The organism is Peribacillus deserti, assembly GCF_002863585.1.
GTDB classification, from domain to species: domain Bacteria; phylum Bacillota; class Bacilli; order Bacillales; family DSM-1321; genus Paraperibacillus; species Paraperibacillus deserti_A.
This window is the reverse complement of sequence record NZ_PGUY01000042.1, coordinates 18,807-39,799: the sequence shown is the minus strand read 5'-3', so window position 1 is coordinate 39,799 and position 20,993 is coordinate 18,807. Positions and strand designations below refer to the sequence as shown.

At 41.3% G+C, this 20,993-nt stretch carries 22 protein-coding genes; 5 read left to right on the top strand and 17 right to left on the bottom strand.

Translation table 11 applies throughout. The features are described from left to right. Positions 1 to 77: 77 nt before the first annotated feature. The 7 genes from CUU66_RS13655 to CUU66_RS13615 all read right to left on the bottom strand — a co-directional run bounded on the left by CUU66_RS13655 (position 78) and on the right by CUU66_RS13615 (position 9,673). Positions 78 to 1,220 carry an acyl-CoA dehydrogenase gene (locus CUU66_RS13655; RefSeq protein ID WP_101643095.1) on the bottom strand — a complete coding sequence of 381 codons (1,143 nt, stop codon included), beginning with the start codon at positions 1,218 to 1,220 and terminating at the stop codon, positions 78 to 80. Positions 1,221 to 1,294: 74 nt separating this feature from the next. Then, entirely contained in the window at positions 1,295 to 1,933 is a 639-nt protein-coding gene (locus tag CUU66_RS13650) for a TetR/AcrR family transcriptional regulator (RefSeq protein ID WP_374703001.1), read from the bottom strand. Between the two features lie 225 nt (positions 1,934 to 2,158). After that, positions 2,159 to 2,635, bottom strand: coding sequence for a staygreen family protein (locus tag CUU66_RS13645; RefSeq protein ID WP_101643091.1), 477 nt, complete (start codon positions 2,633 to 2,635; stop codon positions 2,159 to 2,161). 911 nt (positions 2,636 to 3,546) lie between these two features. Beyond that, a complete protein-coding gene (locus tag CUU66_RS13635) occupies positions 3,547 to 4,314 on the bottom strand; it encodes a DUF4931 domain-containing protein (RefSeq protein WP_101643086.1) in 768 nt (255 codons plus the stop codon). A gap of 99 nt (positions 4,315 to 4,413) precedes the next feature. After that, a complete protein-coding gene (gene parC, locus CUU66_RS13630) occupies positions 4,414 to 6,855 on the bottom strand; it encodes a DNA topoisomerase IV subunit A (protein ID WP_101643084.1) in 2,442 nt (813 codons plus the stop codon). Positions 6,856 to 6,857: 2 nt separating this feature from the next. Next, entirely contained in the window at positions 6,858 to 8,831 is a 1,974-nt protein-coding gene (gene parE / locus CUU66_RS13625; RefSeq protein ID WP_101643083.1) for a DNA topoisomerase IV subunit B, read from the bottom strand. Positions 8,832 to 9,256: 425 nt separating this feature from the next. Next, positions 9,257 to 9,673, bottom strand: coding sequence for a CoA-binding protein (locus CUU66_RS13615; protein WP_101643079.1), 417 nt, complete (start codon positions 9,671 to 9,673; stop codon positions 9,257 to 9,259). Between the two features lie 221 nt (positions 9,674 to 9,894). Here CUU66_RS13615 and plsY point away from each other — a divergent pair, with 221 nt between their 5' ends. Continuing rightward, the gene (gene plsY, locus CUU66_RS13610; protein WP_101643077.1) at positions 9,895 to 10,491 is read left to right on the top strand and encodes a glycerol-3-phosphate 1-O-acyltransferase PlsY; all 597 of its coding nucleotides are present in this window, start codon (positions 9,895 to 9,897) and stop codon (positions 10,489 to 10,491) included. Between the two features lie 44 nt (positions 10,492 to 10,535). Here the strand turns inward: plsY and CUU66_RS13605 are convergent, their stop codons facing one another. Next, complete coding sequence (locus CUU66_RS13605) at positions 10,536 to 10,814, bottom strand: hypothetical protein (RefSeq protein WP_101643075.1); 279 nt, start codon at positions 10,812 to 10,814, stop codon at positions 10,536 to 10,538. Positions 10,815 to 11,246: 432 nt separating this feature from the next. Here CUU66_RS13605 and CUU66_RS13600 point away from each other — a divergent pair, with 432 nt between their 5' ends. After that, positions 11,247 to 12,395 carry a CapA family protein gene (locus CUU66_RS13600; protein WP_101643073.1) on the top strand — a complete coding sequence of 383 codons (1,149 nt, stop codon included), beginning with the start codon at positions 11,247 to 11,249 and terminating at the stop codon, positions 12,393 to 12,395. Between the two features lie 75 nt (positions 12,396 to 12,470). Here CUU66_RS13600 and CUU66_RS13595 read toward each other — a convergent pair whose 3' ends face one another. Then, positions 12,471 to 12,977 carry an NUDIX hydrolase gene (locus CUU66_RS13595; protein WP_257967996.1) on the bottom strand — a complete coding sequence of 169 codons (507 nt, stop codon included), beginning with the start codon at positions 12,975 to 12,977 and terminating at the stop codon, positions 12,471 to 12,473. Positions 12,978 to 13,068: 91 nt separating this feature from the next. Here CUU66_RS13595 and CUU66_RS13590 point away from each other — a divergent pair, with 91 nt between their 5' ends. Together CUU66_RS13590 and CUU66_RS13585 are read left to right on the top strand one after the other, a co-directional pair. Beyond that, on the top strand, positions 13,069 to 13,359 hold the full coding sequence (locus CUU66_RS13590) for a HesB/YadR/YfhF family protein (RefSeq protein ID WP_101643071.1): 291 nt from the start codon (positions 13,069 to 13,071) through the stop codon (positions 13,357 to 13,359). 73 nt (positions 13,360 to 13,432) lie between these two features. Next, entirely contained in the window at positions 13,433 to 14,143 is a 711-nt protein-coding gene (locus tag CUU66_RS13585; protein ID WP_101643124.1) for a nucleotidyltransferase domain-containing protein, read from the top strand. A 212-nt stretch (positions 14,144 to 14,355) separates the two neighbouring features. Here CUU66_RS13585 and CUU66_RS13580 read toward each other — a convergent pair whose 3' ends face one another. The 7 genes from CUU66_RS13580 to CUU66_RS13550 all read right to left on the bottom strand — a co-directional run bounded on the left by CUU66_RS13580 (position 14,356) and on the right by CUU66_RS13550 (position 18,816). Next, complete coding sequence (locus CUU66_RS13580) at positions 14,356 to 14,685, bottom strand: PadR family transcriptional regulator (protein ID WP_219622794.1); 330 nt, start codon at positions 14,683 to 14,685, stop codon at positions 14,356 to 14,358. 138 nt (positions 14,686 to 14,823) lie between these two features. Next, on the bottom strand, positions 14,824 to 15,123 hold the full coding sequence (locus tag CUU66_RS13575) for a hypothetical protein (RefSeq protein WP_101643069.1): 300 nt from the start codon (positions 15,121 to 15,123) through the stop codon (positions 14,824 to 14,826). Between the two features lie 61 nt (positions 15,124 to 15,184). Continuing rightward, on the bottom strand, positions 15,185 to 15,610 hold the full coding sequence (locus CUU66_RS13570) for an acyl-CoA thioesterase (RefSeq protein WP_101643066.1): 426 nt from the start codon (positions 15,608 to 15,610) through the stop codon (positions 15,185 to 15,187). Next, a complete protein-coding gene (locus CUU66_RS13565) occupies positions 15,610 to 17,970 on the bottom strand; it encodes an AAA family ATPase (RefSeq protein ID WP_257967995.1) in 2,361 nt (786 codons plus the stop codon). The genes CUU66_RS13570 and CUU66_RS13565 overlap by 1 nt, the downstream gene beginning before the upstream one ends. 129 nt (positions 17,971 to 18,099) lie before the next feature. Continuing rightward, positions 18,100 to 18,333 (bottom strand): small acid-soluble spore protein Tlp, encoded by a 234-nt coding sequence (gene tlp / locus CUU66_RS13560; protein ID WP_101643064.1) that lies wholly within the window; start codon positions 18,331 to 18,333, stop codon positions 18,100 to 18,102. A gap of 139 nt (positions 18,334 to 18,472) precedes the next feature. Further along, positions 18,473 to 18,616: an acid-soluble spore protein N gene (locus tag CUU66_RS13555; protein ID WP_026695801.1), complete on the bottom strand. Its 144-nt coding sequence runs from the start codon at positions 18,614 to 18,616 to the stop codon at positions 18,473 to 18,475. Positions 18,617 to 18,684: 68 nt separating this feature from the next. Continuing rightward, entirely contained in the window at positions 18,685 to 18,816 is a 132-nt protein-coding gene (locus tag CUU66_RS13550; RefSeq protein WP_101643062.1) for an FbpB family small basic protein, read from the bottom strand. A gap of 423 nt (positions 18,817 to 19,239) precedes the next feature. On the opposite strand from CUU66_RS13550, the gene CUU66_RS13545 reads away from it, so the two are divergent. Continuing rightward, on the top strand, positions 19,240 to 19,965 hold the full coding sequence (locus CUU66_RS13545; RefSeq protein WP_101643060.1) for a CPBP family intramembrane glutamic endopeptidase: 726 nt from the start codon (positions 19,240 to 19,242) through the stop codon (positions 19,963 to 19,965). 454 nt (positions 19,966 to 20,419) lie between these two features. On the opposite strand, the gene CUU66_RS13540 is transcribed toward CUU66_RS13545, so the two are convergent. Beyond that, positions 20,420 to 20,935 (bottom strand): redoxin domain-containing protein, encoded by a 516-nt coding sequence (locus CUU66_RS13540; RefSeq protein ID WP_101643058.1) that lies wholly within the window; start codon positions 20,933 to 20,935, stop codon positions 20,420 to 20,422. Positions 20,936 to 20,993 lie beyond the last annotated feature (58 nt).

Below are 20,993 nucleotides of genomic sequence, written 5' to 3'. Positions count from 1 at the left end.
CCACTGATATCCCCCTCATTACCTATAAGAATTGATCCGCGCGAACTTGCAGTGCAGCTATCCCTCTTAATCTGACATTAGCATCCCAGCTGTCTTGATATAACTAATCTCTGGATTTCAGAAGTTCCTTCCCCAATTTCAAGAAGCTTGGCATCTCTTAAGTATCTTTCAACCTCGTATTCTTTCATATAGCCGTAACCTCCATGAATCTGGATGGCTTGGTTGCACGTTCTGAATGCCATTTCCGTGGCGAATAGCTTTGCATAGGCAGATTCCTTGGTAAACGGCTTCTTTTGATCCTTCAGCCAGGCTGCTTTATAAACCATGTTTCTCGCCAATTCTATTTCCATAGCCATATCAGCGAGCTTGAATCCGATCGCCTGGAATTGAGAAATAGGCTTGCCGAACTGCACCCGCTCTTTCGAATATTGAAGCGCTTTCTCAAATGCTGCCTGTGCAAGCCCGACAGCTAGTGCTGCTATGGAAATCCTTCCTCCGTCAAGAGTATATAGGAACTGCTTAAACCCTTTATTCGGATCTCCTAAGATATTCTCCTTAGGAACCCTCACATCCTCTAACACAATTTGAGAAGTATTGGAGGCGCGGACGCCCATTTTATCGTAATCACTTGTTATGGTTACTCCTGGAGTATCAGTCGGTACAAGGAATGCTGAAATAATATTTTTGCCTCTCTCATCTTTTCCAGATACAGCCGTAACTGTCAGCGTTTTAGCATAGCCTGCATTCGTGATCCAGCACTTTTCACCGTTAATTACATATTCGTCGCCTTCAAGCACTGCCTTGGTTCTTGTGCCGCCAGCATCCGATCCCGCATTAGGTTCAGTAAGACCAAACGAAGCAAGTGCTTCCCCTTTTACCAGCGGCACTAGAAATTTTTGTTTTTGTTCCTCGGTTCCAAAGTAATATATCGGGCTGGATCCCAGGGAAACAGCTGCCGCATAGCTAAGCCCTGTACCCCCGCACGCCTTCCCGATTTCTTCTACAGCTATTGCGTAGGAAATGGTATCTCCGCCCGAACCGCCATATTCTTCAGGAAAAGGAATGCCGAGCAGTCCTAATTCTCCAATTTTCTTAAAAACCTCTTCTGGAAACCTAGAGTCACGGTCAAGCTCAAAAGCAATAGGTTTTATTTCTCTGTCTGCAAAGTCCCGTACCATTTCCTTTATCATCTGCTGCTCTTTTGATAATGAAAAGTCCATATAAATCCTCCTCTAAATAATTCAGGCAGAGACCGACTGGTTGGTCTGTCCCATACACAATAAATGTAAGCGCTTTATAATTTGTCCTCAGCCAAGCCGCTTTTTAAGAAGAACTTCTGATATTCCTTTTTTTGTTTGGCTGAATCCGTAAGCAGGCTGTTTAAGATGAGGTCGACAAATATACTGCCTATTTCATCAATCGTTTTTTCACCGCCTGGCTGGTACCACTTATATGTCCAGTTGACCATGCCAAGTATCGTCATTCCTGTAATATCCACTGGAACTTCTGGGCGGAACTCGCCAGCTTCTCTGCCTTCTTCCAAACATTTAAAAATGAGATTCTTATAAGAGTCCCGTTTCTTCTTTATCTCTTCCGTATATTCGGGTTTAAGATACATACTTTCCTGATAGAATACTGAGATGTGAGGTTTATAGAGATGAAATACTTTAACAAAAGACTGGATGATCTTCTGCAGCTTTTCTGTGGGTTTTTTACTTGATGAGTCTGCTTCTTTCGCTTTGGTTAATACGTATGAAATAAAATAATCATGGATGACATAAAGAAGTTCATCCTTCGACTGGAAATGGTGATAAAACCCGCCCTTTGATGTACCGCTTTCCGATACAATTTGATTGACAGTCACGCCATGAAATCCATGTGACTCGAACAGTCTAAGCGATGTTTCGATAATTCTGTCCTTTAATTCCGTCAGTTTCAGCTCCTTTCTCTAACGATTTCGCTAAAGAACTTCCCTGAAGTACGATACTTTTCAGTTTCTTTCAGGTAGGCCTTAATCAAATAGTAGGATAATTATGTATTGTCTGTCAATTGAGAACTGAGAAATTTCAAAGTAAGGGACAGACCATGAATTTAGCCAGCCCCTCGTGGTTTAATCATTTTGGCAGGTGAAAAAACGTGCACAGCACTTTTCATCCATTCAAGCATTCGCGATTCTGCTTTTTTGCAAGAATTGTCTTGGTGTTCCAAAATAAAGCATTTTGTTACAGATTGGGTAAACAGATTCAAAGTGGATATATATCGGACTGTCAAGCAGCCAAGGAAAATATTCAAAGAAAGCCTGGTCTCCATAGATGATGGCTTCCAGTGCCAGATCCATTTCCTGCTCAAATATGGTGAATCGGATTTTTGCGTCATTCTCACTATGCTCATTACCGCCTACATATACCTTTCCTGCCAGTACATACTGCCCCATTTGAGGCACCCATTCAGCAATCACTTCGTCGCGAAGACTCTGGTTGATCGCTTTGGAATTATACTCTGCACCGATGCTTAAAAATAAATCTCCTGTTCGGTCGGAATGTGTTAATGTATACTTTCTGCCATCTGCCGGCATAAATGATGTCGTCATCGGCATATAAGTGGTTATTAAATGTTTGGGATTAAAAGTTGCCATGGCAAGCGAAGCTCCTTTCCTTACAGTAGTAACTCTTGCCATATTTTATGATAAAAGCCTATCCACTGTGACAAACTCCTTGCTGTATGAAAAACCTAAAGCTTATTTCTCTTGCATTTACATTTTCCGCGCTGCTTATGTCTATAGATCTTCATCAATCAGAGATGGCAGCGAACGGTATGTACTTTCTTTCGTTTCTTTTGTATCCGGACTTAGACTTGTTTATCAATACCTGGATGAAGGACTTTTCTTAAGCTCTCAAGCTGAAAAAGGGCCTTCATAACCGGAATGAAGGACTTTTCTTAAGCTCTCAAGCTGAAAAAGGGTCTTCATTACCGGCATGAAGGACTTTTCATAAGCTCTCAAGCTGAAAAAGGGTCTTCATTACCGGCATGAAGGACTTTTCATAAGCTCTCAAGCTGAAAAAGGGCCTTCATAACCGGCATGAAGGACTTTTCATAAGCTCTCAAGCTGAAAAAGGGCCTTCATAACCTGAATGAAGGACTTTTCTTAAGCTCTCAAGCTGAAAAAGGGTCTTCATTACCGGCATGAAGGATCTTTCTTAAGCTCTCAAGCTGAAAAAGGGTCTTCATAAGCAGAATGAAGGACTTTTCTTGAGCGTTTTATCAAAGTTTGGGCTTCATCTCTCGGATGGGGAACTTTATACCACTTTAGTACAGCCTGCAGGACCCGGACGAAAGCCCATACTCGGAAAGTCTGTAATTCTATCTCAAGCTACAAGATATAATCAAGCGTTCTCTTCTTTAAGGCGGCAACGGGTTTGGAAGCCTTCGGATCCCTGCCGAATTGTGTGACTCAATTATTAGAAATTTCCAAGGTATGAATAACAAGATCGTAGAAACCACTTTGTTCAACCGGCATTTACCGTTTACCGGAAAGGAGCGATAAATTTACAATTTATAGAGAGCCTTGATTTTCTTGACCGTTTCCTCTAAGTTGCTTGATACCTGTGAGAGCGAGTATCCAATAAATAAAGGCGAGGCCACAAACCTCGGTACTGCTTTACACATAATTGCTCCATCCCGATGATAAAAAAACAAATTATAGCTGTTACACCCTTTATGAAAGGAATTAAGGATATAATGAGCCGTGATTTGCAGGTAGTCAGCAAACGCAGCAATCCTATTTTTGTTTCTTAATATAATATTGAATTCGGTAAAACCCATAATAGGATGACTTGATACATTAAGTTCAAGGCCGTCATCCTCTGCAATTGGTAAGCCTCTAAAGTAGTGGTCAGAAATGTTTTTGTTGTAATCAATAGATTTGAGGCCGACGATCTGCATATGGGGATGATGAATGGTACCACCCGACAAGGGACCGTGGTTTTTATAAAAGATAACCGATTTAAACTCTCCAGTGTTTATCATCTGTTCCCATTTTTGTATAGAAAAATCCAGCAGGTTAATCAGATGCGGTTTTTCATAGGTAGAGATATCGGCATGGCAGTCATCAGTTTCGATGATCAGCGTTTGATATGTTTCTGTTAAAGTAGGAAATTTATTTTTCAGATACAAGATAGAGCCTCTATGATCCAAAATATCTGTCAAAGCATCGCGATCACAAAAGGGACAATCCGTACTGCGGTTTACCATGCTATTTGGCTTTTCCATTCCAATGTTATTCTGGAAAAACAATAAATCGTTTTCATATCCCATACATTTACAGCTCCTTGGCATCATTTCATCCCTATTTTAGCAGAATTCATTGCATTGTAACGAAATAAAACCCGGCCAGGCAGGCCGGGTCAGATAAAGTTATGGATTTTCTGATTCTTCTTCTGGATGTACGGCCCACATTTCAATCACTTTTCCACTTTCCACTTCATCGATGATGAATGATCCGTTTGTATAGCGGTCGTTGAAACGGATTGAGGAAGCAGCCGTACTTTCTACAGAGCCTTTTTCAGTCAGAAGGTAAATGACCGTATCATTTTTTGCAGCAACGGCTCCAATCACTCTATGCGGATTGGACTTAAGCTCACGAAGCATAACGACACCTCGTTTTGCACGTGAGGATTTTTCAAATTCCTTCATCTTCATTCTTTTTACTGCACCGCGCTGGGTTGTAATGACGATGCTTTGTTTCTCAGGGTTCTCTATGATTTGGCCGGCTGTGACAAAATCACCTTCTTTAAGATTGATTCCTTTGACACCTGCTGCCCTGGCGCCGACTACATTAATCTCTTCTTCATTGAACCAAAGCGCCAGTCCAAAATGCGTTGTCAGAAATACATCCTTCGTTCCATCCGTTAAATGGACATCGACTACTTCATCATCGGCTTTTAGATTTATGGCTACCAATGGCTTTGAATGCCTCTGGGCCTTATACAAGCCTAACTCGCTTTTTTTGGCCATTCCATTCTTGGTGAAAAATAACAGATATTCCGGTTTTTCGAAATCTCGTACTGGAATCGCCTTAATGATTTGCTCGTCACGGTTAATCGGAACAATGCTTGCGATATGCTGGCCGACATCCTTCCAGCGTACATCAGGAAGCTGATGCACAGGGCAGTATAGGTAATTTCCTTTATTAGTGAACACAAGCAGTACGTCCGTTGTATTCATTTCAAACTGCGAAAGGAGACGGTCGGATTCTTTCATTCCATAATCCTGTCCGCCGGAAGCAGTATATGATCTTAGGCTTGTGCGCTTTACATAGCCTTCCTTTGTAACGGTGACCATAACGTCCTCGCTCGCAATCAGCACTTCAAGATTAATTTTAAGTTCCTCTATTTCCTCTTCGATCCTGCTGCGCCTTACGTCATTAAATTGCTTGCGTACTTCCTTTAGTTCTTTTTTAATGACAGAAAATAACTTCTTCTCGCTTTCAAGAATGGCTCTTAGTTCTTCTATTTTTCTCTTAAGCTCATCAGCTTCCTGCTGAAGGGCGGTGATATCTGTGTTTGTCAGCCTGTATAGCTGCAAGGATACAATAGCTTCTGCCTGCGGTTCGGTAAAGCCGAATTTCTCCATTAAGTTTTCCTTGGCGTTTTTCTTATCCTTGGAAGCCCGGATGGCAGCAATAACTTCATCCAGGATGGAGAGGGCGCGCATAAGCCCCTGTACAATATGTTCCCTGTCTAAGGCTTTGTTTAATTCGAAACGTGAACGATTGATAATCACTTCTTTGCGATGGTCAATAAAGGCATCGAGAAGCTGCGGAAGACCCATTAAAGTCGGGCGCTTTTTATAAATGGCAACCATATTGAGATTGTATGGCACCTGCAGATCACTGTTCTTGTAGAGATACTTCAGCACACCGTCAGCATCTGCTTCCTTTTTCAGCTCGACAACAATTCTGAGTCCTGTTCGGTCCGTTTCATCACGGACCTCGGATATCCCTTCCACTTTGCGGTCAAGACGGAATTCATCCATTTTCTTTACTAAATTCGCTTTATTTACTTCGTACGGAATTTCCGTAATCACGATCTGCTGTTTTCCGCCGCGGATCGTTTCAATCTCTGCTTTTCCTCGGATGATGATTTTTCCCTTACCCGTTTCGTAAGCTTTCTTAATGCCGTCTACACCCTGGATGATGCCCCCTGTCGGGAAATCCGGCCCTTTAATGACAGTCATGAGGTCTTCAACCGAGCAGTCAGGATGATCGATGCGCATGGCTGCTGCATCGATCACTTCACCGAGCTGGTGCGGTGGGATTTCCGTAGCATAACCTGCGGAAATTCCGGTAGAACCATTTACCAGAAGGTTTGGGTAGATAGCTGGAAGTACAACCGGCTCTTTTGCCGTATCATCAAAATTCGGGATGAAATCTACCGTTCTTTTGTCAATGTCCCTCAAAAGTTCTCCCGCAATGGCGGAAATACGGGCTTCTGTATAACGCATGGCAGCCGGAGGATCGCCGTCGAGGCTTCCGTTATTCCCGTGCATCTCTACTAAAACGTTGCGAAGCTTCCAGTCCTGGCTCATCCTTACCATGGCGTCATAAACGGAGGTGTCTCCGTGCGGATGGTAATTACCGATGACATTCCCAACTGTTTTTGCCGATTTACGGAAACCTTTATCATGTGTGTTTCCCTCTTCGTGCATGGCAAACAAAATTCGCCTTTGAACTGGTTTTAATCCATCCCGTGCATCAGGAAGTGCGCGGTCCTGAATGATATATTTACTGTAGCGTCCAAATCGGTCTCCTAGTACATCTTCCAGCGGGAGGTCGCGGAATTTTTCCGGTGTTGACATAATTATTGGACCTCCTCTTCAACATGGATATTTTCGTTTTCAAGTATGTTTGTTTCATCTTCGAGGCTGAAAGCCACGTTGGATTCAATCCATTTCCGGCGCGGTTCAACCTTATCGCCCATCAGGGTTGTCACACGTCTTTCTGCCCGTGCTATGTCGTCAATCCTTACGCGGATCAGCGTCCTGGATTCCGGATTCATTGTGGTTTCCCATAGCTGGTCTGCATTCATTTCGCCGAGGCCCTTATAGCGCTGGATCATATATCCCTTACCGACCTTTTTCATGGCTCCCTGAAGCTCTTCGTCGCTCCATGCATATTCCACTACTTCTTTTTTGCCGGATCCCTTGGACACTTTATAAAGAGGCGGAAGAGCGATATAAATCTTACCGGCTTCAATTAAAGGTTTCATATAACGGTAGAAGAAAGTTAACAGCAATACCTGTATATGAGCTCCATCCGTATCAGCGTCGGTCATGATGACGATTTTATCGTAGTTTATATCCTCTATGCTGAATTCGGGCCCAACCCCCCCGCCGATTGCGTGGATGATCGTATTGATTTCTTCGTTTTTAAATATATCCTGCAGCTTTGCTTTTTCTGTGTTGATAACCTTTCCCCTAAGCGGCAGGACAGCCTGGAACCTTCTGTCACGGCCCTGTTTGGCCGAACCGCCTGCAGAATCTCCCTCAACCAGATATATTTCGTTTCTTTGAGGATTCCGGGACTGTGCGGGAGTCAATTTCCCGGACAGGATGGCCTCATTTTTCTTTCGTTTTTTCCCGCCCCGTGCTTCTTCTCGTGCTTTCCTGGCTGCTTCGCGGGCCTGATAAGCTTTGATGGACTTTTTAATTAATAAAGAGCTGATGTCTGGATTCTCGGCAAGAAAGTAAGCCAGATGTTCAGAAACCATTGCATCAACACTTGAACGTGCTTCGCTCGTACCCAATTTGCTTTTTGTCTGTCCTTCAAACTGCAGCAATTCCTCAGGAATGCGGACAGAGACAACTGCAGAAAGCCCCTCGCGTATATCCGAGCCTTCCAGGTTTTTATCTTTTTCCTTTAACAGCCCTGTTTTTCGTGCGTATTCGTTGAATACACGGGTCATGGCTGTCTTGGCTCCCACTTCATGGGTGCCGCCGTCCTTTGTCCGGACATTATTAACAAAGCTGAGAATATTTTCTGAATATCCGTCATTGAACTGGAAAGCAAAATCCACTTCAATATTGTTCTGTTCTCCTTCTAAGCTGACAACCTTGTGCAGAGTATCTTTTTCTTCGTTCAAATACTCTACGAAGGCTTGGATTCCTGTTTCATAATGAAAGACTTCCCGAAGGCGGTCCCGGTCATCAATTAATTCTATTTTCATCCCTTTTAAAAGAAAGGCAGATTCTCTCAGACGTTCGCATAAGGTTTCATAATTATAGGTGGTAACTGAGAAGATGGATGGATCAGGCTTAAAGAAAATCGTTGTGCCCGTTTGATTGGTCTTTCCGATTTTTTCAAGGGTTGTCTCCGGCTTTCCGCCATTTACAAAACGCTGCTGATAGACAAAACCGTCCCTTTTAATTGTTACAAGCAGCCATTCTGAAAGAGCATTTACAACAGAAGCTCCTACACCGTGGAGCCCTCCGCTCGTCTTATAGCCGCCCTGTCCGAACTTTCCTCCGGCGTGGAGGACAGTCAGAATGACCTCTGGGGTCGGTCTGCCCAGCTTATGCATTCCTACCGGCATCCCTCTGCCTTTATCTTCTACAGAGATGCTGTTGTCTTTGTGTATTTTTACGATTATATGATTTCCGTAGCCAGCCAGCGCTTCGTCCACGGAATTATCTACAATTTCATAGACTAAATGATGAAGTCCTCTCGTATCCGTACTGCCAATATACATACCGGGCCTTTTTCTGACTGCTTCAAGACCCTCCAGTACTTGGATCGCATCATCATTATATTCAATTTGCTTAGCATTTCTTGACACTGAAAATCCCCTTTCTAAACTCACGAAGCCGTTCTGAATCACAATGATCCTTGTCTTTATATAATGGATATTGTGTGTTGTTCTTTAATTATAAAACAAATTCCGAAAAAGAACAAATGTTCGCATTTTGTTTCTAGCTATATCCTGCCAGAAGTTCCATTTACTCTGCTGGCATCTCACATTCATTTTAGCGGTTATTTAGCATTTGGCAAATAAGCGTTTTAAAATGACACTTTTCGCAGCCGCTTCTGTCGCCCTTAATTCTCTCATGATTGTAAGATGGTTTCTCCAATTTTTTCAAGTTAAAGTTTTTCTCTTTATTACGGATTATATTCGGTAGTCTTACCTTTGCCTCGCTAAGTATATCACTTTTTTTATCCATAACAAAAGGGAGCAGTAACATCTGCTCCCTCAGGTCAACCGTTTTATCTTGTTATTGCATGCTCCACTTTGATACAGCGGTCCATGATGACGGTATACCCTTTTTCCTTTAGAAAATCGTATGCTTCCTGATGATAAAGACCAAGCTGAGCCCAGAAAACATCAGCCTCTATCTCTGCAAATTCCTTTGCCACCCCCGGCAGATACTCGGACCGCCTGAAAACATTCACTATATCAACATGCCCTTCAATTTCTTTCAAAGACTTTACAGGGTCAACCCCTAAAATTTTTGATGTGGCAGTCGGGTTCACCGGTATAATGTCGTAGCCGGCTCTCTGCATCGCTTCAGAAACCATATAAGAAGTCTTTTCAGGATTTTCCGACAGTCCAACAACGGCTATGCGTTTAGCCTTCTTTAATATTTTGCCGATCTCTTCCCGCGATGGATTTTCAATGCTCATCTTTCCCATCCCCTTAAAAGAAATTTGTCCATTGTCACATACATCATGTTCATGGTTATTATACCCTTTTTAACTATTGCTGACTCTCGTTTCGGTTAATTTTGCAGCGTGGGCGCAGGTTTTTGACGGAACAAAAAAATAATATTCTAGCAACAAGTAATGGATTTTTAGCAAACTCATGGTAAAATAATAAAACATTATGCTAGAAAGGGCTAGAAGATATGACAATAGTTGTTTTAATACTGGCTTACCTGATCGGCTCTATTCCTTCTGGGCTCATTATTGGGAAAGTCTTCTATAAAACGGATATACGTGAGCACGGCAGCGGAAACCTCGGTGGAACTAATACATTCCGCACCCTGGGTAAAAAAGCAGGGATGATTGTGACCATGATGGATATTCTGAAAGGTACGCTCGCTACGGTTCTCCCTGTCATGCTGGGTGTCGATATTCACCCTCTGCTGGCAGGAGTATTTGCTGTTTTAGGACATATGTACCCTGTGTTTGCAGGATTTAAAGGAGGAAAAGCTGTCGCCACTTCAGGAGGATTGGTTCTTGGCTATGTTCCCCTAATGTTTATAATGGTTCTGCTGGTCTTTTTTATATGCTTATACATAACAAAGTACGTCTCGCTCTCATCCATTTTAACGGCTGTGTTTGCCTTGATTTATACCATCATCATCCGAGATGTACCGCTCATTATCGTTATTTCGGTACTGACGATTTTTATTGTCTACAGACACAGAGCAAATCTCGTCAGGATAAAAAACGGAACAGAGCCCAAAATAAAATGGCTGTCAAAAAAACAGATAGATTAATTTCTATCTGTTTTTTAATATGATCTGCATTCCAACACTGATTCTCACAGTAATTCAAAAATAGGAAAATACAAAAATAGAGGGATCAGAAGAAATAAGGCTGCTGCCATCAAGTCCTCATATGCTGCCTTCTTGATTTTATGTAAATAAACGAGAGTGCCAATAAAATATATGGGATATAGGACTCCTGCTATGAACAAAGCCCCCGTGACTACATGCTCCGCCCGATCCGTAATATAAGCCAGAACAGGCAATGCCGACCATTGAAAGGCTATGAAGCAAAGAAGTGATACCCAAAAACCGGCAGAAAGTCTAGTCATCATTCCACTCCCTTCTCGAACAAAAGATAGCTGGGATCCGTCATTTCCACAACGAATTAAAAAGCAAAATTACCTTCATCTTTTTAAAAAGGCTCTTTCCCAAAAGATTGTTGTTTTTTAATAGTTCTCTGAACCTGCCCTATTGTTAAACAGGTTGATTGGAACGTAAGGTGCGAGACTCCTGCGGGAGCAGCGGATATTGTCCGGCTCCAAGGCTTTAGACCCTCGAGTCATAAGCCAATCAGGTGAGACCACACAGGCGAAGCCGAGGAGGCTCGGGCGTCCGCCCCCGCGGAAAGCGAGCATCCTCACGTTCCACTCAACCCTTTGTTCAATAACAACAAAGTTTTCGAAAACAGCCTTTTAAAAAAAGCTATAATCCTGACTCGTTTCCATATATTATTATATAAATGAATCTAAAAATAGGAGTCCTGGATGAGAAAAATCTATATAACAGGTTCTATAGTATGTATATTCCTTATTGCGGTGATCACTTCTTCATTTATATATATGGACAAGAAAAGCAGCAGGCCGGCTTTCAGCAATGGACACATTGCGAACCTCAACACCCGTGGCAGCTCATTGGAATCAAAAACTTATCAAACAAGCGCAACCCTTGGTGCTATTGGGGATGTTCTAATCCATGATGCGGTGTATAAGGATGCATATAACCATGGAACCTATGATTTTGATAAAATGTTTAAGCCTGTCATGCCTTATTTGAAAAATCCGGATCTGCTGGTGGCAAATCAGGAATCTATGATTGGAGGAAAACAAATAGGACTTTCCTCATATCCTTCCTTTAATAGTCCCTATGAAGTTGGAGATACCTTAAAAGAGGCCGGGGTGGACATGGTAACTATAGCAAATAACCATTCTATGGATCACGGAGAAAAAGCCCTGCTGAGTGCCATCAGCTACTACAATAAACTGAAACTTCCATATACCGGCGCATATAAGGATCTTGAAGACAGCGATACACTCCGGATTCTTACCCGGAACGGGATTTCTTTTGCTTTCCTCGCTTATACATATGGCTTAAACGGAAATGTCCTTCCTGAAGACAAGCCATATATGGTAAATATGTTTAACATTAATACCGTTATACAAGATATAAAAAATGCAGAGAAATATGCCGATGTCGTGGTCGTAAGCACCCATTGGGGAAACGAATACGAACGCCTGCCTTCACCTGAACAAAAAGAATGGGCACACATGATGGCCGGCGCAGGAGCCGATGTCATCATTGGGCACCATCCTCATGTCCTGCAGCCCATTCAATGGATTAAGACTAATGGAAAGCAGGCCCTTGTCATCTATTCTCTAGGAAATTTTTTATCAGGACAGATTAGAGACTATAAAGATATCGGCGGCATCTTAATAGTTAAAGTGACTAAAAAAGTGAGTAACAAGACAAAACAGGTTGCGATTGACAGCTTCAGCTTTATCCCCACTTATGTAACCAGTGAAGATAGAGAAAACTTCCGTGTTCTTCCACTGGCTCAGGCCGATAAAATGGGGCTGGTGAAAAAGCCGGAATCTTATACAGAAACCATGGCACATATGTCGCAATGGGCAAAATAGCTGAAGCAGTGTAATATGCTGCTTCAGCTATTTTTCTGTTTAATTCTCTTCAGTGAATATACAAGTTTTAGGTGCTTATGTCTGAGTATACGGCAGCTGAAATACACTCGTAATTACCGGATTAGGCAACGCTCTTTCCTGTACCTCCAGCAGCTTCCCTTCCTTATCATATGTGCAAGAATATTCACAAGGAGGATGCCCGGCCAATAAACGATCGATAAAAAACGTAATATTTGGTACCACATCATCAGAATGTTTCAGCAAGTTTATAGGTTTCCACTCCAAAGAACCTTCCTCTGATTCCACCAAACTCCCTCCTGGGTCATCAGCTGTAAACAGGTACATCCCTCCTGTATGGTTCCAGGTGACAATGCCTCCAAACCTCAGGTTTACTGGACGCAGTCCTGTCTCCTCATAAATTTCCCTTTCAATGGAAGAATAAGGACTTTCGTGCGGCTCAATTTTACCGCCGACACCATTCCATTTATACTGATTCGGAGCTTTTGAACGGAACAACATCAGTACTTCCTGTTCATGATGTTTCAGCCTTCTGATAAAACAGATGGTATAGATCAGTTTCAAAATAAGAACCTCCCCAAGTCGGTGTATTCGATATTTCTCTCTGTATACACTATACTAAGATTTAAGGATTTTCTGGAAGGAGTTTTTTATTGTGCAAATTAAGATCAGCGATGAAGCCGCAAAATGGTACAGCGAAGAAATGGAATTGAAAGAAGGAGATTTTGTCCGCTTTTTGGCACGTTATGGTGGATGCAGCACCGTCCAAAGCGGATTTTCTCTTGGAATCAGCCTTGAAGGACCTGTTAATCTAGGTGTTTCTGCCGTAAAAAATGGTATTACATTTTTTGTAGAAGAAAGTGACTTATGGTACTTTGATAATAAAGATTTAGTTATTAACTTTAATGAGAAGTTTGAAGAGCCAGAAATATCATATGGCAATTAACCCTTATTCTACTATAATATATTCAGGCGGTGTACATCGCCTGAATTTTTTTTTGCAGAAAGGACCTGAGCGCATGAGAAGTGATCCTATACTTGCAGCTGCCTCTTTCGTAAATTCCCACTTTCCCCGCTGTGAGGCTGCCCTTCTTGCGGGAAGCGTTGTACGTGGCGAAACAACGTCAACTTCTGACCTGGATTTATTTATTTATATGCCATCTCTTCACAAGGAATATAGAGAGTCCTTTTATGAGGAAGGATGGATGGTAGAAGCATTTGTACATACAAGTTCTTCCTATAAAAAGTATTTTTCCAGCGATTGTGACCGCGGACGGCCATCACTGCCAAAAATGGTTGCAGAAGGAGTGATCATAAAGAACAGCCCATCCATTCCGAAAATCAAAGAAGAAGCCCAAACGCTGCTGGCGCAAGGACCCAAGCTTTGGGATTCTCAAACGATTGAAATTAAGCGGTATATGTTAACCGATGTTCTGCTTGATTTTATTGGTGCAAAGAGTCGTGAAGAAGAGATTTTCATCGCAGGCTCCCTCTCAGAATTGCTGCATGAATTTATCTTGCGCATCAATGGACAATGGTCCGGAAGTTCCAAATGGATTTATAAAGCTCTTCGGAACTTTGATAGAGAACTTGCCAGCAGATTTTTTGCAGCTTTTGAAGAATACTATCGAACTGGTAAAAAGAGTGGGATCATATCCCTTACTGACAAAAGTTTGGAACCATATGGAGGCAGACTTTTTGCAGGTTTTTCGCTGGGGAAAAATGGATAAAGCAGCTGAAGAAATTCATGAGGTTCCTGAGTTGTTATAATAATTAATTCCTATATTGAAAACTGATAAAAACAGCAAAAAGAGGAGCCCGAGCACCAAGTTCGTCTTTTTGCTGTTTTATACACGAATAAGTCCACTGTGGACGCTTGCAGGTTTTTGCTGTTTTTCAGAAAAAACGCGCACTTCTAAAACGGTGCACGAATACGCTTGTTTTAGCCGCTGTAGAACATCAGCTTGATCAACACGCTTTGGAAATAGCTCCATTCTTTCTTCTGATTGTTTAGTTCTTGAATACCTTCATCAGTGAGAGAGTAATACTTTCTTCGGGGACCTTCCCTTGACTCCTCCCAGTAGCTTTCAATCATTCCTTTGGCTTCTAATTTCTTTAAAGCAGGATAAAGAGTCCCTTCTTTCATTTTAAGATATCCTTCACTCTCTTTCTCTATTTTTTCTGTTAATTCATAGCCGTACATATCCTCTACAGATAAAAAAGTAAGTATCACCATTTCCGTTATTCCTTTTAGCAGCTCTGATTTTCTCATTTCGCCCTCCTATCCACAACTATATCGGATTACGATATATGCTTAAGATGGTTTTATCCACAGGTATATCGTATAACTATATAGATTTATTCACAAGAAAAAAACCATCTCTTTTATCCAAAGAGATGGCTGTATGGATTAATTTTTATTCAATAATGGTTCGTGAATTCCTTCAGCCTGTAAAATGGCTGCCTGCCGCTCCCCCAATAGATCAAAATGAGGATATCCATCTTTCCTAATATGAATCCACTCCCTTTGAAGGCCATATTTGGCTCCCCATTCGGCCAGCTTGTCTAAATCGCTGCAGCCAGCTTTGGTCACCGTTTTACATCCTGGAAACCGGTCATCCAGCCAGTAATGAGTAAGGAAGGCAATTTCTCCACGATCTATTTTGCGCTTCCAATTTTCTATATCTCTTCTCTTAATTCCAAAAGCCATACATTTCCTCCTCATGTTGTAAAAGAAAGAGAGTCTCATTAAAGAAACTCTCTGACCTTGCCTAAGCTTCGTTTTTTTTGTTTTTTTCATAGGCTTCATGCCAGTCAGGAAACTTCTTCCTAATGGAGATAGGCCTAAAGTTCTCGGCTTTCACACAAACATGTGAAGAGAATCCGGTTAAAGAAAGCTCCCCTGCAGCATTGTATACTTCATAGCCATAGGTTACGCGGATTCCATCATATTTCTCAATCCATGTTTTCACAGTTGCCGTTTCAGGATAACGAACGGGTTTTTTATAAGATGCCTGGATGTCTGTCACCGGTGAAAGAATGCCAGCCTCCTCCATATCTGCATATTTAAAGCCAAGCTCTTCAATCAGCTGTGTCCGTCCGAGCTCCATCCACACGATATAATTCGCATGGTACACAACTCCCATCTGATCGGTTTCCCCATAGCGTACGTCTACTTGTGTTTCTGATACTAACATTACCCTTCGCCTCTTTCTCTTTTCTCAAAGGTTTTTAAAAAGTCTTCTTTTTGCAGCTTTAACAAATCTGGATTCATGTGGACTTGTTCATCCTCAGACATCACGCGGTATGCCTGGATTTGAATCACTTCATCTATTAAGTTGGTCGCAAATCTTGCATTTCCATGAACGGTATGGGTACCGAGATAGTTTACTAAGTAATCTCTGACATCCTGTGACAATTCATATTGGAACGATTCAGCATACACCGTAATGATCTCCATAAGTTCCGAAGGGGAGTAGTCAGGGAAGTGAATAAACTTTTTAAATCTGGATCGGAGTCCGGGATTCATGTTCAAGAGCTGATTCATTTCATTCGGGTAACCTGCCAGTACTACAACAAGGTTTTCATTATGCTTGGTCATTTCATCTACCAGTGTATCTATAACCTCTTTGCCAAAATCCCCTTCTGACCCGCTTAACAGGGAATACGCTTCATCAATGAAAAGTAATCCTCCAAGAGCTTCCCTGATTTTCTTCTTTGTTTTAATAGCTGTCTGCCCAACATAACCTGCAACAAAATCAGCTCTGCTTGCAGCAATCAAGTGACCGCGCTTTAGCATACCGCAGTCCCTTAAAATTTCTGAATACAGTTTTGCGACAGTGGTTTTTCCTGTACCTGGATTTCCGGTAAATACCGCATGCAGCTGCACAGGTACTACTGGAAGACCTCTTTCTCTGCGGAGCTGCTGCAGTTTTACGAAGGATTCTATTGTCTGGATTTCGTCTTTTATTGCTCCAAGGCCAATCAGTTGTTCCAATCCGCTTTTTGGATCAGAACTTTGGGCAGTATCGTCTGCAGCAAAATCTTCTTTACTTAGTGAGGCAAATTGAAGCAGATTCTGACTATCCGATCGTTCCAGTCTTGAACCTTTCTTAAAGATAGCTTCCATGACCAGAGATCGTACAGTTCTTGCATTACCGAAGGTTTCATCTACTTTTTCCCGTTCAATTCGTTTACCAAGCTCTGTTTCTGCATCAGCTGTTATCACGTAATCGTTGTCAGCTGCGGTTTGATGCGCAATCTGTAATAATTCAGACAGAGAGTAATCTGGCAGGTCAAATAAGTTAGAAGTTGGAAACCGGCTTCTTAGACCAGGATTAGTATGTAAAAATTGGCGCATTTCCTCCGGATACCCTGCAAGGATAACAGAGAACTTCCCTGAATATTCACTGCTCGTCATTAAGGAAACCAGCGTATCAATAGCAGTCTGGCCAAAGTCACTTCCCGAGGAATCCGCTCTTCTCAGTGCATATGCCTCATCAATGAACAGTACTCCTCCAAGAGCTTTTTCAACAACCTGTCTTACATTTTCTTCAGTCTGCCCGACATATGCTCCCACCAGCTGGGAACGGTCTACTTCAATTACCTCTTCCCTTGGGAGAACACCGAGCTCATTAAATATCTTTGCAAACAATCTTGCAAGCGTAGTTTTCCCGGTACCGGGATTCCCCGTAAGCACCATATTAAGACTCATTTCATCTTTGGAAATGAAGCCCAATTCATTTCTTTTCCTTTGATATTGCAGATACTTGTAATAATCATTGATCCGATTCTTAACTTCCTTCAGCCCTACTAATTCATTCAAAGCATGCATAGAGCTATCCCGAGGTTCTTCTAACTCATCTTCCTTGAAGAAGGACCGCCATTCGGCTATAAGCTCCCCGAATTTCTCTACATGTATTTTCACATAGTTAAAATGAACAGCAGTATGGAAAACACCTGTAATGGAAGCCTCATAATCAACAGCTGAATGCAATAGCCCGGTTACCGCTTCTTCTATAGCCGTTACAGCATCAAGTAAGTCATTATATTTTCTGGATAACTCAGTATGAGGATTTTTTGCCATATGGCTTTGCGCTTCACGCAGGTCTTCAGCTGTCTCGACTGCAGTGTCCAGTATTTTTCGGCAGGTTTCGATATATTGATCAGCGATCTTCTTTTTTGTGGTTCGGTTATCGGTTTCTCTTATATGCGGAAAGGAATAACCTTCAAAAATATCGCTATACTGCTTCCATTTAGATTCAGCTAAAAGCCGGTTTGCCCTGGAATTTTTTTTATTATACTGGACAGCCGCATGAATCCACGCTTTAAAAAGCTTGTCCTCGCCTATCAGTTTTTTTCTTGTCATGGCTAAAATGCCGTAAAGCTCACTAATCAGGAATGACTTATTTTTATCCGTTTCTCCTGCTGAATTTTCCAGCTTTGCGAGCAGGCCGAAAATGAGCGAATAATTCTCAACATACCCTTTTTCGTCAGCTTCCAGCGTGAGTTCTTTAACCAATTTTTCTATATTCTGTTCATCATTTTCATTCATCATGTTATGTCACTTCTTCCAACCAAATTACTTCTCGTGACCGTTAAAAACAGCACGAAAATAAGGTAACTCCCATATAGGGAGCTACCCTTTATCTTAGCACATTTTTTGCAGTAATTCGCGGATAATACCTCAGCTATAACCGTTCTTCCTGGCCGCAGCTTCTTCTTTAACTTCTGTTCTCATCGATTCAATTGAATTTTCACGTTTTTTATTCTTTTCTATAATATTCTGCTGCTCTTCTTCATTAGAAAAAGCCATACTTGCCTCAGCTCTCTCTATTCTTACAATCGTATTCTGAATCATTTCCTGAAGTTTTTCTACATTATCACTGCGGTCATCCGGTTTAATCTTTGTTTCATCCATGAAAGTACCCCCTGGTATTCAGGTTTGAGATGCAGTGTGAGACAGTTGCTGTATTTATTTCATCATAAATACATTATGTTAACATCTTTTAGACCTATTCCTGGTCGGAAAAAATCACTTACAAAACAAATCTTTAGTATCATTCACCTTTTGTCTGGATCACTTGGGCATGCTTACCAGACTTATCCTGCATTTTTTTGCCATTGTTGCCGCTGAATCCACGAGGCTGTGTGCCAAGGTGGCTCGGAACGAAGTGTTTAGAATCCCTTTTTGGATTACTCATTAAAAAATCCCTCCTCTGTGACATTAGTTTCCCAGTGGAGGGATCTTTTCATAAGAGATAAAAACTGGTTATTCTGCCTTTTCCAAATGGCGGCTTTCCAAACGCTGTTCAATACGTTCCATTGCTTTATCGTCCTTTAACAGTTCACGTTTATTTTCCTTCACCAATTCTTCAAAAGATAACTTTCTTCTTTTCTTCATCATTTTCACCTTTTCTTTTCATTTAGTATCATTGTGGCCAAATACACTTAAAATAAACTTAAAATTATGACAAAAATCAAAATTAATTCTTATATGGTGTGGTAAAGATAAAAAATGCCGTTTGTCTAACCGTAAAAACAGTTATATGAGCTATAATCGCTGGGGGTTGAGGAGAGTAAAATGGCATTGTATTACGATGGACTTTGTAATAGAGGCATGGGGTTCCCATTATTTTTTTAATAGGCTCTGTTAAAGGATACTGTTGATTTTCTTGTTCAACTAACGTGGCAGGTTTGTTTAATAAGAGCTTAATTATTTTTGTGAAATGTGAGAATTAGGTTTTTTTACCAAATATAAACTAATTTGTAAGGGTTTCGTTGTATAATAAACTAGGATAAAAGTATTACACTAAAGGAGAAAAATATGACTAAAGTGAGTAAGTGGAAAGCACTCTTTGGACCCATTACCCCTGATATTTATGCAAGGAATGATATTTTGGCTGGTATAGGAATCACTAGTTTTGCTATGATGGGTATATTTGTAGCAAGTATAATTTTGGGATTAGTAGAGATAACAAATGTCGGCTTTCATCCAAGTACCTTTGCTTATTATACAGGACTGACATTACTATCATCTGGCTATGAAGAATTAGTGTTCAGGTGTATCTTATTATTCATTCTCGTAAAGGTATTCAGAAAACCTTGGTTCGCAATACTAATTACATCCATTTACTTTGGCTATGTTCATTTAAATAATGACCACGCCACCGTATTATCCGCCTTCAGCAATGGGTTAGGCGGGGTTATGTATGGACTGGCTTTTATCTATACACGGAAAATTTGGCTTCCTTGGGCACTACATTTCGCTTGGAATTATGTACAAGCACCAATTTTAGGTTTCCCTCTTAGTGGATTTAAAGTAGAAGGAATTTTAAAATTAAAACTTTTAGATGACTCCTGGCTTTCTGGTGGATTATATGGTCCAGAAGGTGGAATTGTAGGGATAGCTTTTCGTTTCATCGTTATCACACTAATTGTTTTATGGATTAGAAAGTCTCGTGGTGGTTTAAAATACAACTTCAATCAGTCATATAATTTACAAGCTAATTTTAAAGAATCACATTATATTTCAAGAAATAACCAAGTATGAGTATTTTCAGTTTTCTACTAACCATTGATTTATACAAGAGCTGATAATTACTACATTCATTTAAAAGAGCCTGAAATATAAAGAGAGCATTATTAGTGTCTTCTATTTGTGAAGAAATGTCCTTAAAGCAACGGGTACTTTAGTTGAAGAAGGGAATAACAGAAGGACCTCATAGGTCCTTTTTCTTTTTCTAAAAAATCAACAGTATCGTTTAACACAGCCTTTTAATAAAGGCTATGTTAAAGGTCATTGTTGTTTTTTGCACGATGTTGATTGGAACGGATATCCGAGACTCCTGCGGGAAAAGCGGGGCAAGGGAGACCCCACAGGCTTCACCGCCGAGGAGGCTCCCGGACCGCCCCGCGGAAAGCGAGTGCCTGCTAGCTGCAATCAACAGCCATGTTTAACAGAGTTTTAATAAAAAGCCAGGCAGTGTGAACCTGCCTGGCTGTACCTATTTCATCTTATTCATATTGTCGGCCATGTCCTTCTTGGTCATGGCTCCAAGGATTTTACTGCTGATTATACCTTTGCTGTCAATAAAATATGTAGTTGGGATTGAGATGATTTTGTAGGTTGTGTTCACCTCATTATCAGTGTCCAGTAATATCGGGAATGTCATCCCCATTTTGGCCGCAAATCCCTTAACATCTGCTTGCGGATCCATGTTTACTGCTAGTATTATCTGGTCTTTCCCCATTTGTTTGGAGTACTCTTCCATTTCAGGAATTTCTTTTTTACAAGGCGGGCACCATGTTGCCCAGAAATTCAGCATAATTTTTTTGCCGCGATAGTCAGAAAGCTTGACGCTCTTGCCATCGATTGTTGTTAACTTAAAGCCAGGGGCTTTGTTTCCCGTTTCCAGACCGGGAGCTGAAGCTGCTTCTTCCTTTTTATTGTCCATTGCATGAACAATCGCTACAGATATCATTAAAAGCAAGACTATAGCCGAAAGGACCTTTTTGATCATGATGTTCCTCCTTACATTGGATATTACCAGTATAGACAATGATACCTTATATCTATAA